Genomic DNA, 12,781 nt, shown 5'->3' on the forward strand with positions numbered 1-12,781 from the left:
TATGCTTTGTCTGTATTGATTATCTAAAAAGGGTATATATAAACAGTGCTTGAGCAGCAACCTAATATAGACAGTACATCCTTATTTGAACAGTTGTGGGGTTTGACAAACGAACTCCGTCAGAAAATAGACGCTCGTTTTGAATTACATCCAGACCCTTCTGTAAAAAATTTACAGCAATACAGCAGTCTTGATGGCAATATGAAGGGTTCGCTCACCGCTTTTTCCGGGAAAGAAATTGATTGGCTAGTGCATTCGTGGCTAGGAAACCCTGAAAAATCAAACTTTAGTACTATGCGTCTCACCACTTGGTTGAAGTCGCATATTCAGGTCCCTCATTTGGCGTTTGAGTTTGGCACACTTCCAAATGGAAATATTTTATTTTATATAGATTACATTGCCCGAACTGAGCTTTTAACCGATTTAGCATATCTTGATCGCTATTATGAGCCAGTTAATCAAACATTCTTAAAGTTACAGGAAGATTCGCGTCTCAAGGTATTTACCAGCAAAAGTGTATATATTCGTCTATTTCAATCGCCTGTTAGTCTTTGCTACACTGGCGCACCTATTTTTGAAACCCTCGAACTGACACGCACAGTTGCACACGAAACACTCGATCGCTGGCTAAGTTGGGTAGATGCAGCTGAACCTGTGCCAGAAGATGCACGCACCGCTTTAGCATCTCGTGATTTGGCGCTGCGCCGTACCAGTGCTGAACGTGATCCAGGTAATAAATTTGCCGCACAGATGTTTGGATCTGAATTGACAGATCAACTTGTGCGATCGCTCTGGGGTGGCGATCGAATTAGTCATTAGTCATTTGTCATTGGTCATTTGTCCTTATTCCCATCCCCTATGTCCACTAATTTAGAATCATTCCGCGCTTTAGCGTTGCAAGTTACCTGTCATGCAGTCAACCAAACAACCGATGGTCAACAAGCGCGATTGCTCATGCAAAACTCCATCAACCGTCTAGCACAACAAATTGCTGCCAGTGTTGCTTTTATCGGCTTCGATTGTCGTTTAATTGTACTGCCAGAATATTTCCTGACTGGTTTCCCGATGGGCGATACTTTAGCAGGGTGGGCAGAAAAAGCTTGTATAGAAATGGCTGGTGCTGAGTATGAGGCACTTGGTAAAATTGCCCAAAAGCATAAAATCTTTTTAGCTGGTAACGCCTACGAAGTTGACCCCAACTTTCCCGAATTGTACTTCCAAACTTGCTTTATTCTTGACCCTTCTGGCTCAATCGTCTTGCGATATCGGCGGCTAAATTCCTTATTTGCTCCCACACCTCATGATGTTTGGGATAAATATCTTGACTGCTATGGTTTAGAGGGAGTTTTCCCCGTTGCCAAAACAGCGATCGGTAATTTGGCAGCTTTAGCATCAGAAGAAATTTTGTATCCAGAAGTGGCGCGGTGTCTAGCGATGCGAGGAGCGGAGATTTTTGTCCATTCCACTTCGGAAGTATACAACAAAAACCTCACACCTAAAGACGCAGCAAAAATCACTCGTGCCGTCGAAAATATGGCTTATGTAGTTTCAGCTAATACCGCAGGCATCGCTAATATTGCTATCCCTATTGCTTCGGCTGATGGTGGTTCTAAAATCATTGACCATCGCGGAATCGTTTTAGCAGAGACAGGTGCAGGTGAGAGCATGGCAGCATTTGCAGAGATTGATTTAGGAGCATTACGCCGCGATCGCCGCCGGCCAGGGTTAAATAATTTACTTTCCCGCCAACGCTTTGAACTATACGCCGAAAGTTATCGCCAATCACACTTTTACCCAGCGAATACTATGCTGGAGGGAGAAGTAGACCGCAAACACTTCCTCCAAACGCAGCAAGCCACTATTGAACGGTTAGCAAAACTGGGGATAATTTGAATGAGGAGTGGGGGGAAGCAAGGGAAGAATAACTATTAATTATTGACCAATGACAAATGACCAATGACAAATGACAAAAGCAATAGAAGTCCGCAATCCTCGAACTGGCAAATTTGACTACGTAATTATCCCGCCGCCCCCAAGGCTGCTGGCACAGCAATGTAAGCGTACCCGCAGAGCGCAAATTCGTTGGCAGCAATTGGGTTTAGAGGGGAGAATTGAAGCCTTACAGCAGTGGAAAAAAGCGATATTATCAGGGCGCGATCGCTTGACGGAGGCTTTGGTAAATGATACAGGAAGATTATCCACCTCAGTATTAGAAATAGACTCCTTCCTCTCTAGCATCGATCGCTGGTGTAAGTTAGCGCCGGAATTGCTACAAGACTCTGCCAAAAACACAGCAATTCCATTTATCGCTTTGCAACAAACATCCGTTCCTTATCCCCTAGTTGGGGTAATTAGCCCGTGGAATTTTCCACTGTTACTGTCAACCATTGATACTATTCCGGCATTACTGGCGGGTTGTGCTGTTATTGTTAAACCCAGTGAAATTGCTCCCCGCTTCGTAGCACCACTGAAAACAGCAATCAGCGCCGTTCCTGAATTGCGCGACGTATTAACTTTTGTTGAAGGCGCAGGCGAAACTGGATCTGCTTTGATTGAAAATGTAGATTTGGTGTGCTTTACAGGCAGTGTAGCAACAGGGCGAAAAGTAGCAGAAGCGGCTGCCAAACGGTTTATTCCGGCTTTTTTGGAATTAGGCGGAAAAGACCCTGCGATCGTTTTAGAATCAGCCAATTTAGAATTAGCAACCTCAGCAATATTGTGGGGTTCCGTCGTCAACACCGGACAGTCGTGCTTATCAATTGAGCGAATTTATGTTGCTGAATCGATATTTGAAAAGTTTTACCATCAATTAGTAGCCAAAGCTTATCGCCTTCAACTAGCCTACCCCACAGTAGAAAGTGGAGAAATTGGCCCCATCATCGCCGAAAAACAAGCAGCAATTATTAGCGACCATCTCCTAGATGCAGTGGAAAAGGGAGCAGTAATTCACTGCGGCGGTGTAGTTGAAGACTTAGGTGGAGGTTGGTGGTGTCGTCCCACAGTGCTTACCCAGGTTAATCATTCCATGAAAGTGATGACGGAAGAGACTTTTGGCCCCATAATGCCAATAATGCCTTTTTCCACAGTAGAGGAAGCAGTATCTTTAGCGAATGACTCAATTTATGGATTGAGTGCTGCTGTCTTTGCCTCAGAAGCCGAAGCCTTAGAAATTGCCCAGCAGATAGATGCGGGTGGTATTAGTATCAACGATGCTGCCCTCACCGCTATCATGCATGAAGGAGAGAAAAACGCCTTCAAATTTTCCGGTTTGGGAGGGTCACGCATGGGTGCAGCAGCGCTGAAACGGTTCATGCGAAAAAAAGCTATTTTGATTAAAACTAACGATACTAATGACCCTTGGTGGTTTGGGAATGGGGAGTGACCAATGCCATCATCACTATGCAACTCATTATCGTAACCAATGGCGTAGCTTGCCGCCGTACTCCTTTGGAGAAGCAAGCTACGCAAAGCGTCTTCAAAAGTTGGCATCGCATTCTCATTCTGTTCAAAATATTTGTTTTACCAGGGGCGATCGCAGGCGGCGGGACTGACGAAAGATATTGGTGTGGATACAGAAGAACATTACAAGCCGACGATAAAGGCGTAGGCGTAGCCCGCCGCAGGCATCGCTTGGAAGAAAAACGGAATTCGTTATGCTTCGCGTCAAGTTATGCCAGCGATGATTAAAGCCGTCTTTGGCAACCTTCGTCACTCCCCACTCATAATATGGGAACATAATTAAGTTGTAGCTGACTACCTGCACAGAGATTTAAAATGGATACCATTGCAATCCCTGTTCTGAATCGCCCAGTAAATGCCACGGTAGAGATTCATGTTTCTAAAAGTATTACCAATCGGGCATTACTCGTCGCGGACTTAGCGGCAAGTGACTCGATTTTAGAAAATGCCTTATTTAGTGAAAACTGGCATTTGCTGTCACTGGCTTAAAGGTTCCAGGCATTGTAATCAAAGACCGTGGTTGTACAGCGAAAACTTTTCCCGATTACTTTACTTGCTTTTTCCAAATGCTAGAACAATAAAAGGTCAATTGCAATGTCAAATATTCGAGAAGGAATGCCCGTACTTGCCCGTCATGAAGGAGATTGGGTAGGGACTTATACATTAGTTGATACAACAGGAAAAATCCTTGACAGTCATGAGTCTCACTTAAGCTGTCAATTTCCAGAAAATGGCCCTCATCCCTACTACCAAATTAATCGGTATAAATGGTCTGATGGTAAACAAGAAGAGCATGAATTTCCAGGAAGCTATAAAGATAATAAGCTGTGGTTTGACACCGATCGCATTCAAGGTAAAGCCTGGGAAGCCGATGATTCAATTGTGATTTTGTGGTTTAGTTATAAAACAAACCCAGAAATGAGCTTATACGAAATGATCTATATTAGTCCTGACAATAACAATCGTGCCCGCACTTGGCATTGGTTTAAGAACAACAAAATTTTTCAACGCACCTTAATTCAAGAAGAACGGGTAAGATAGTAATTTCTTCGCTCAGAGATAATCCTCCAGTCCGCGCAGGCGGACTACCCTGCGGGTGACGCTCCTTCTCTGCGAGACGCTACGCGAACGTCGCTACCGCTGCGCTAACAGTGCAAGCGTTCTCGTAAGAGTAGCCGCAAAGGGTCTATGTTTGTGTAGCGACGATTTCCAGTCCTTAGGCTTTTATCTCAAATTTCAATTTAGTAAGGTAGACGCATGGCAAAAGGTGACAAAATAAACTTTTCTACTCCTAGTGGTTTCCCAGAATTTCTTCCTAGTGAAAAGCGTCTAGAATTATATTTGTTAGATATCATCCGTAGAGTTTTTGAAAGCTATGGATTTACGCCCATCGAAACACCTGCTGTAGAACGTTTAGAAGTGCTGCAAGCTAAAGGAAATCAAGGCGACAATATCATTTATGGTATTGACCCCATTCTGCCACCAAATCGACAAGCTGAGAGAGATAAATCTGGTGAAACTGGTTCAGAAGCAAGAGCTTTAAAGTTTGACCAAACAGTTCCATTAGCAGCCTATATTGCCCGTCACCTGAATGAGTTAACCTTTCCCTTTGCCCGCTACCAAATGGATGTAGTTTTTCGGGGAGAACGAGCAAAAGATGGGCGTTTTCGTCAGTTCCGCCAGTGTGATATTGATGTAGTTGCTCGTCGTGAACTCAGCTTGCTCTATGATGCTCAGATGCCTGCAATTATCACTGAGATATTTGAAGCAATAAATATTGGTGATTTTTTGATTCGCATTAATAACCGTAAAGTTCTCACAGGGTTTTTTAAGTCAGTAGGAATTACCGAAGATAAAATTAAATCGTGTATTAGTATTGTTGATAACTTAGAAAAAATTGGTGAAAGTAAAGTAAAACAAGAGTTAGAAAAAGAGAGAGTTTCAGGAGAACAAACCCAAAAAATTATTGATTTTATTAAAATAGATGGTTCCGTTGATCAAGTATTAGATAAGCTTAAGCATCTCGCAGAAAATCTGTCAGAAACCGAGCAATTAAACCTGGGAGTTAGCGAATTAGAAACGGTAATTGCAGGTGTGCGTAATCTCGGAGTTGCCGAAAATCGTTTCTGTATTGATTTATCAATTGCCCGTGGTCTTGATTACTATACTGGTACAGTTTACGAGACAACTTTATTAGGACATGAAGCTTTAGGCAGTATCTGTTCTGGCGGTAGATATGAAGAATTAGTCGGGGTATTTTTGGGTGAAAAAATGCCTGGTGTAGGTATTTCTATAGGATTAACTCGCTTAATTAGTCGCTTGTTAAAAGCTGGTATTCTTAGTACCTTAGCTACTACACCAGCCCAGGTGATGGTAGTAAATATGCAAGAAGATTTAATGCCAACTTATTTAAAAGTTTCGCAACATCTGCGTCAGGCTGGAATTAATGTGATCACTAACTTTGATAAGCGTCCCTTGGGTAAACAATTTCAGCTAGCTGACAAACAAGGAATTCAATTTTGTGTAATTATCGGTTCTGAAGAAGCAGCAGCACAAAAGTCATCGCTGAAAGATTTGAAAACAGGTGAGCAAGTAGAAGTGCTACTAGTAGATTTGGCTGAAGAAGTTAAAAGAAGACTTGGCTAATATACTTTTAATATCTCTTTTTCTCTCTGCTCCCTCTGCGTCTGGAGCGGTTCAAAGTTTTTTATTTAACCACAGAGGCATAGAGAACACAGAGTCAAGAAGTTAAAGAGGGGTTTCTTGAGGATTAATATTTGATTAACTGACAAATCTTTTTTGTTGCAGCTTAACAAAGCTGTTCAGTCAATCAGGGGCTAACATAGATTTTATTTAGGTAACTTGGGTTGGGTTGCACCTTAATTAAGCAAAAATATATGACAATTCTCAACGCTCGTAATTTAACCTTAGAAGAAGTTCATCGTCTGTTTGGCTTTCAAAAACATTACAGTGACTCATTTTCTAACTACTTATCTCTGGAACCTCTCACGGAAGCAGAACAGCAGGAACTTCTACAAATTAGAAATGACTTTGATAGATATCTTACAGCAGGTAAAGTTTCTGAAGGTCAGGTAAAGTTTCTTGCAGTTGCTCCTTTATTAAGATTAGCTGGTTTTTATCGCTATCCTATTGAGATTGTTTTGGAGGAGAATATTGCTGATATTGAAGTTGAAGATGAAGATATCAAAATTAAAGGAAGATTTGATATTTTAGCTATTAGTAAAGCTAAACATACAAAACCTCAAACATATTTTTGGGTACTATTAATTGAATCTAAAAATAGTCAGATTGATATATCAACTGGTTTACCTCAGCTACTCACATACTCTTATAAAAATTTAGATAATCAAAAATCAGTTTTGGGATTAACGACTAATGGTAGAGGTTATCAGTTTGTCTACCTTGAACAAGGAAATCCTCCTATTTATTATCTGTTACCAGAATTAAATTTAATGGAAAGAGAGCGTTCAAGTCAGTTGCTACAAGTTTTAAAAGCAATTTGTCAGCTTTAAAAGTAATTTAACTCTAGCCACCTTGCAAAAATGCTGCTCATCGATGGCAATACCCGCCGCCTTCATCCACTGGGAAGTCCCTTCATCACCACCGTTGCCCAAAGAAATGATTGTATTGCCCATCTCTTCTTTTGAGCCGCCAGCCGCAAACAGAGGCTAAAAATGCTTTTAAAATCCTCAAAGTAAGAAACTTTAGAATTTAGGTTTTTACTTGGGTTGCCACAATGCAGTGATATCAAGGTTTCCAGCAGCAGATACGGCATTCTAACCTACGTCGGTACGGTTTACACCCCTTTGGTTTTTGTAAAGCTATCGTAACATTTGTTTATATAAAGCAATATTTGCTTATATAAGCAAACCCACACAAAAGACTAATAAAAGCGATGAATCAACCCATTAAATTATCTTTAGAACAAGAATTTAGCCTTAGAACTTTTTCTGACCAAGTGCAGCAGATGTCCCGTGAACAAGCTCAAGAATTTTTGCTGATGTTCTATAAGCAGATGATGATTAGGGAAGCAACTTACCAAGAATTGCTCAAAAATCAGTGGGAACTTGATTCAGACCGAATCTTGGGCTAAAACAAACCTTACAAAGCCACTTTAAGCGACGGAGAAGAGAACGAGTACACAATTGTTTTTTTCGAGGGCAAGGTAATAGAGATTATTTGCTCCAAAAAGAGGAAACTGCACAATAACAAACAGACTCACAATAACGGTTTTGATGGATTTAAATCATCCCATCCACTCATTCGACTGTGGCGCAAACGACACCAATTGAGCGAACCCATTGTGGCAAGTATTCTTCAACTGGACTATCACGCCCACCTCTGATCACTAGTTAGGGTACTGAGTATTTCTTTAACAATGCCCACTCCCTGGCTGTCTAATTGGGGTTGTTTACAGGTAATTGAGAAAACTGAAACTGTTGTTAACGTGCCGATGCTGAACAGCCAGTGCTTTAAACCGCTTTTCGGTTAAATTTCTATAATAAATCTGTATTGCTCTGATTAACCTTAAAAAAAGGTAGCAGATGGGTAAAAATTACTTCTCTGCTACAAACATGCGGAGGTATAAACTTGATTATTTAATTGGCATGAACCAATTCTTGAGGCGCTGCGGCATCATATTCTACAGCTTTGACAAATTCCTTGAGAATGTCTTTAAGTCTTTGATCAATTTCCTCATCTAACAGTACGCTGTTATCAGCTTGTCGTTGAATTTGTTTGTCTACTGCATAAATAGTAGCTAGGATATGCCGCGCTCCTAATTCAGATAAGACAGGTTTAAGAGCATATTCAATTGCCAATAAGTGAGCGATCGTCCCACCAAGGGCAATTGGTAATACAGGTTTACCTGTCAATGATTTTTGTGGGAGCAAATCTAGAAATGTTTTCAGCACTCCTGTGTAAGCAGCTTTGTAGATTGGGGTGGCAATAATCACACCATCTGCCTTTGCTAATAAAGCTTTTGGCTGTTCTAAAGCAGGACTATCGTAACGTCCAAAAACTAAATCTTCAGCAGGCAAATCCCGAACTGAAATAATGTCCACATGCAAGCCTTCTTGTTGTAAAAGCTTGGCAGTGTATTCGACAACACCATAGGTTCTAGATGGATGGGTTGGACTACCAGCGATCGCTAAAATATTTGTCATTCAATTAAACTCCCAACTTCTAAAATCGGTTCAGTATGTTTTGTGGTTTTGGTATTCATAGCTGATGCTGTATTGACCTGATCACTCAGACGTTTGTAGGGACGGCGCAAACTCATACTCTCTACTTCCCAGATGTAGCCATGAATAACTACATCTTGGGGAATTAAAGCAGAATTACGCAGCAATTCTACCTGCTGTGTGCAGATTTCATCCACATCGGTAAACGTTTTGATCCATTTGGAAAAAACGCCTTTTGGTAGCTTCAACTCAGGCAAAGCAGGATCGAGACTAACTTGATCCACGTTAATACCTTGATTTCGCAATACCTCACTGAGAAAGTCTCCTGATGCTGTCATCATGCCACATTCGGTATGATTAATAACGATAATTTCTTGTGTGCCAAAAAACTGTGTAGTTAACATTGCTGATCGGATAGCATCATCCGTAACTAATCCCCCAGCATTACGGAAAATATGAGCATCTCCTTCACCAATTCCCAATACTTTTTCTATCGGTAATCGCTCATCCATACACGCCAGCACCCACAAGCGTTTATTGTTAGGTATCCCCAACTGGCGACGTAATGCCCACGCTTCTTTTTCTGAGATTTTTTGATCAATTTGTCGGTGCAACATGGCTGGTAATTTTCTAGTTCTTAATTACTAGGATATGGACGTTGCTCTTTCCTGATGCTGCTCCTTAGGGAAATCTTCATTTGCCACAATCTCGCCAAATGGACTCAAGACATGTTGCTTCTCGACTGTCGGCAGATTCTCTAATGGCAAATGGGGAAATAAAAGTTCTGCAACTCGATAAGCTTCTTCTAGGTGGGGATAGCCAGAGAGAATAAAAGACTCAATACCCAAAGAAGCGTATTCTAATATCCTGGCAGCTACAGTTTGGGGATCGCCTACTAAGGCTGTTCCCGCACCACCCCGCACCAAACCAACTCCCGCCCACAGGTTCGGGCTAATCTCTAATGCCTCACGATTACCGTGGTGTAGTTGAGTCATCCGCCGTTGCCCAACTGAGTCCATCCGGGCATAAGCTTTTTGGGCTTTAGCGATCGCTTCGTCATCCACATACTTAATTAATTGATTCGCCGCATCCCAGGCTTCACTCTCAGTTTCGCGCACAATCACATGTAAGCGAATCCCAAACCGCAAAGTTCGGCCTTCTGATAAAGCAAGTCTGCGAACTGATGCAATCTTCTCGGCTACTTGCGCCGGTGGTTCACCCCAAGTTAGATAGACATCTACGTGCTTGGCAGCAATTTTTTGAGCAACAGGAGAGGAACCGCCAAACCACAAGGGCGGATATGGCTTCTGGACGGGTGGAAACAGCAGTTTCCCATCCTGAATGTTGAGATAGTCGCCTTGGAGATTAGCTTGTTTACCACTAGAGAGCGATCGCCATACTGTCAAAAATTCATCTGTTAATTCATAGCGCTGATCGTGATCCAAATGCAAGCCATCTCCCGCTAATTCTACGGGATCGCCACCTGTCACGACATTAATCAGCAAGCGTCCTCCAGAGAGTCGATCAAAAGTCGCCGCCATCCGTGCTGCTACTCCAGGTGATACCAAGCCGGGACGAATCGCTACCAAAAAACGCATCTGTCGCGTCAGTGATACCAATGTTGACGCTACAATCCAAGCATCTTCGCAAGACCGACCTGTAGGCAGCAATGCCCCTGTATAACCAAGGTCATCCACCGCTTGGGCAATTTGCCGCAGATAAGGAAAGCTTACTGCCCGCCCACCTGTAGCAGTTGCAAGGTAACGTCCGTCGCCGTGGGTTGGGATAAACCATAGTAGCTGCATGAGTCCTGTCCTTTTAAACTACGGTAATTCGATAGAATCACCGTGCTTTACTGATAGTTTTCAGAGTATCACATATTCTACTTAACCAAGCAAGAAGTTTTTCTGAAAACCTTTTAAACTACGGTATACACACAAGTCCTAGTACCGCAAGGCGGAAGTCAAAAGTCAAAAGTGTTATGGAATAAGCTATTTAGGGATTCTAAACGGTTGTTCTATTTTTGCCGTTGCGTACTAGTAAAAAAGAAGAGGGCAAACAAGTTCTCAAACGGCTCAACTTAATGACTCATTTGCAATAATTGATGTGCGTGAGTGCCTTCATTATTCATAACTTTTTCTAGTACTGCTTCTCTAATATTTACAAATACTTCACTAGCTCTGTCTCGTGGACGCGACAATCTTACAGGTAAATCTAACGCAACCCGTCCTTCTTCAATTACTATCACTCTGTCTGCCAGCGCTACAGCTTCTTCTACATCATGGGTAACTAAAAACGCCGTAAAGCCTTTCTGTTGCCACAAACCCTCGATTAAATGTTGCATTTCTAAGCGAGTTAACGCATCCAATGCTCCTAAAGGTTCATCAAGCAGTAATAGTTGTGGTTGACTCACTAAGGCTCTGGCCAATGCTACTCTTTGTCGTTGCCCTCCAGATAACACGTAAGGCCATTCGCCAGCTCTATCTTTAAGTCCTACTTGTTCCAATACCCGTGCAGCTTTTGCACGCCAATTTTCTTGTAAACCCAGACCCACATTATCTATCACACGTTTCCAAGGTAGTAATCGAGGGTCTTGAAACATTACTCTTACAGATTGGCTAAGCTTATGTAGTGGTTGCCCATCTAATAATATGCCACCTGTAGTGGGTTTATCTAACCCAGACACTAGGCGCAGTAAGGTACTTTTACCGCAACCACTACGCCCCACAATAGCAATAAATTCTCCTGGTGCTACTTCTAGATTTAATGATTTTAAGACAGTTTTATTTCCAAAAACTTTGCTTAAATCCAAAATATTGAGTTGTGAACCTTGTAGAGTTGAAACCATGTGTATTTCCCTTTTGTTGAGTAATTTAGGTATGGGGAATTTGGATTTTTTAAAATCAATTAATCACATTCAAAAGCTAAACGGCTGTTTAACCTTCGATTTAATATTTTATCCAGCAGATGTGTAATTAGGATTCCATGATAAAAATTTGTTTTCTAGAGATTTGGCAATAGAATTTGCAAGTTTACCTAACAGTGCATAAATGACAATACTTAAAACTACAACGTCTGTTTGCATAAACTCACGGGCATTCATTGCCATATAACCAATGCCGGAATCTGCTGCAATTTGTTCAGCTACAATTAACGATAGCCACATAATCCCCAAAGAAAAGCGGACACCAATCAAAATTGAAGACAAAGCTCCTGGAAAAACAATTTGCCACAAAAGCTGCGATGTTTTTAAGCCATAAACTCTGCCCATTTCAATTAATTCAGGATCTACACTACGAATTCCATGATAAGTATTAAGATAAATTGGAAAAAATACACCTATAGAAACTAGAAATAATCTAGCTTGATCGCCAATCCCAAACCATAGAATTACTAGGGGAATTAATGCCAAGTTGGGAATAGTACGCAGCATTTGTAAAGAGCTATCTAACAATTGTTCTGCAATGCGAGAAAACCCAGTGAGTAATCCCAAAATAAAGCCAATTCCCCCACCAACGATAAAACCAGATATAGCGCGTGCAGCACTGATTCCCATGTGTTGGAAAAGCTCTCCAGTCGAGGCTAACTTAAATGCCGTAAAAACTACACTACTTGGTGCTGGAAGAATTCTGCTGGAAAGTAAACCAGTTCTAGAAGCAATCTCCCAAAGTAGCAGCACTATAAAAGGTACTATCCAAGGGATGATTGGATCAGCGAATTTCTTGTTGAATAATGCTTCTAGGGATTTTTTGCTGCTTTTATTTTTCAAAGTAATAGTCATAAGCTACCAATTAGTTGTTTTATGAAGTTCTCTCTCAATTTAAAAGCTATTTCGTCAATAAGACTGAATAGCTTTAGTGTTATGTATGTTTGTTTTACCGAGATAGGGATAGATGGAATGGGGAACAAACCCAAAAAATTACCTAGTCGTTTAGGTATTTATCTTTAAACTACTATACGCCGATCGAATTATCGTATATTAAGGATATCTTACACGAAATTAACTAAAAAGCAACTCTCAAGATAGGGAGCGGGGAATATTCCTTTTTCAGCTTTGGCTATGGGATTTTTCTGTGATTTGCTGACTATAAAGTAAAGATAGTGCAAAGAGAATCCAC

Annotated in this window: 15 protein-coding genes; 9 read left to right on the top strand and 6 right to left on the bottom strand. The window is 41.4% G+C overall.

Annotated features, from left to right (window positions below):
- The first annotated feature begins 45 nt into the window (after positions 1-45).
- The 8 genes from LC608_RS24845 to LC608_RS24880 all read left to right on the top strand — a co-directional run bounded on the left by LC608_RS24845 (position 46) and on the right by LC608_RS24880 (position 6,992).
- Positions 46-819: a red chlorophyll catabolite reductase gene (locus LC608_RS24845; protein WP_229556115.1), complete on the top strand. Its 774-nt coding sequence runs from the start codon at positions 46-48 to the stop codon at positions 817-819.
- Positions 820-858: 39 nt separating this feature from the next.
- A complete protein-coding gene (locus LC608_RS24850; RefSeq protein ID WP_229556116.1) occupies positions 859-1,893 on the top strand; it encodes a nitrilase-related carbon-nitrogen hydrolase in 1,035 nt (344 codons plus the stop codon).
- A 70-nt stretch (positions 1,894-1,963) separates the two neighbouring features.
- Positions 1,964-3,382: an aldehyde dehydrogenase family protein gene (locus LC608_RS24855; protein ID WP_229556117.1), complete on the top strand. Its 1,419-nt coding sequence runs from the start codon at positions 1,964-1,966 to the stop codon at positions 3,380-3,382.
- Positions 3,379-3,687: a hypothetical protein gene (locus LC608_RS24860; RefSeq protein WP_229556118.1), complete on the top strand. Its 309-nt coding sequence runs from the start codon at positions 3,379-3,381 to the stop codon at positions 3,685-3,687. Before LC608_RS24855 ends, LC608_RS24860 begins: the two co-directional genes overlap by 4 nt.
- Positions 3,688-3,774: 87 nt before the next feature.
- Positions 3,775-3,948: a hypothetical protein gene (locus LC608_RS24865; protein WP_229556119.1), complete on the top strand. Its 174-nt coding sequence runs from the start codon at positions 3,775-3,777 to the stop codon at positions 3,946-3,948.
- 105 nt (positions 3,949-4,053) lie between these two features.
- Positions 4,054-4,500, top strand: coding sequence for a DUF3598 family protein (locus LC608_RS24870; RefSeq protein WP_229556120.1), 447 nt, complete (start codon positions 4,054-4,056; stop codon positions 4,498-4,500).
- A 216-nt stretch (positions 4,501-4,716) separates the two neighbouring features.
- Positions 4,717-6,105: a histidine--tRNA ligase gene (gene hisS, locus LC608_RS24875; protein ID WP_229556121.1), complete on the top strand. Its 1,389-nt coding sequence runs from the start codon at positions 4,717-4,719 to the stop codon at positions 6,103-6,105.
- 251 nt (positions 6,106-6,356) lie between these two features.
- Positions 6,357-6,992: a restriction endonuclease subunit R gene (locus LC608_RS24880; protein WP_229556122.1), complete on the top strand. Its 636-nt coding sequence runs from the start codon at positions 6,357-6,359 to the stop codon at positions 6,990-6,992.
- Here the strand turns inward: LC608_RS24880 and LC608_RS24885 are convergent.
- Positions 6,969-7,115, bottom strand: a complete 147-nt coding sequence (locus LC608_RS24885; protein ID WP_229556123.1) for a hypothetical protein — start codon at positions 7,113-7,115, stop codon at positions 6,969-6,971. The two genes, LC608_RS24880 and LC608_RS24885, sit on opposite strands and share 24 nt — an antisense overlap.
- A 260-nt stretch (positions 7,116-7,375) precedes the next feature.
- Here LC608_RS24885 and LC608_RS24890 point away from each other — a divergent pair, with 260 nt between their 5' ends.
- Positions 7,376-7,573 (top strand): NblA/ycf18 family protein, encoded by a 198-nt coding sequence (locus tag LC608_RS24890; RefSeq protein ID WP_229556124.1) that lies wholly within the window; start codon positions 7,376-7,378, stop codon positions 7,571-7,573.
- Between the two features lie 505 nt (positions 7,574-8,078).
- Here the strand turns inward: LC608_RS24890 and ssuE are convergent.
- The 5 genes from ssuE to LC608_RS24915 all read right to left on the bottom strand — a co-directional run bounded on the left by ssuE (position 8,079) and on the right by LC608_RS24915 (position 12,444).
- Positions 8,079-8,645: an NADPH-dependent FMN reductase gene (gene ssuE, locus LC608_RS24895; protein WP_229556125.1), complete on the bottom strand. Its 567-nt coding sequence runs from the start codon at positions 8,643-8,645 to the stop codon at positions 8,079-8,081.
- On the bottom strand, positions 8,642-9,280 hold the full coding sequence (locus tag LC608_RS24900) for a carbonic anhydrase (protein WP_229556126.1): 639 nt from the start codon (positions 9,278-9,280) through the stop codon (positions 8,642-8,644). Before LC608_RS24900 ends, ssuE begins: the two co-directional genes overlap by 4 nt.
- A 27-nt stretch (positions 9,281-9,307) precedes the next feature.
- Positions 9,308-10,468, bottom strand: a complete 1,161-nt coding sequence (gene ssuD, locus LC608_RS24905; RefSeq protein ID WP_229556127.1) for an FMNH2-dependent alkanesulfonate monooxygenase — start codon at positions 10,466-10,468, stop codon at positions 9,308-9,310.
- Between the two features lie 275 nt (positions 10,469-10,743).
- On the bottom strand, positions 10,744-11,511 hold the full coding sequence (locus tag LC608_RS24910; protein ID WP_229556128.1) for an ATP-binding cassette domain-containing protein: 768 nt from the start codon (positions 11,509-11,511) through the stop codon (positions 10,744-10,746).
- Positions 11,512-11,619: 108 nt separating this feature from the next.
- On the bottom strand, positions 11,620-12,444 hold the full coding sequence (locus tag LC608_RS24915; RefSeq protein WP_229556129.1) for an ABC transporter permease subunit: 825 nt from the start codon (positions 12,442-12,444) through the stop codon (positions 11,620-11,622).
- Between the last annotated feature and the right edge of the window lie 337 nt (positions 12,445-12,781).

The organism is Nostoc sp. XA010 (assembly GCF_020829625.1).
GTDB lineage: Bacteria > Cyanobacteriota > Cyanobacteriia > Cyanobacteriales > Nostocaceae > Nostoc.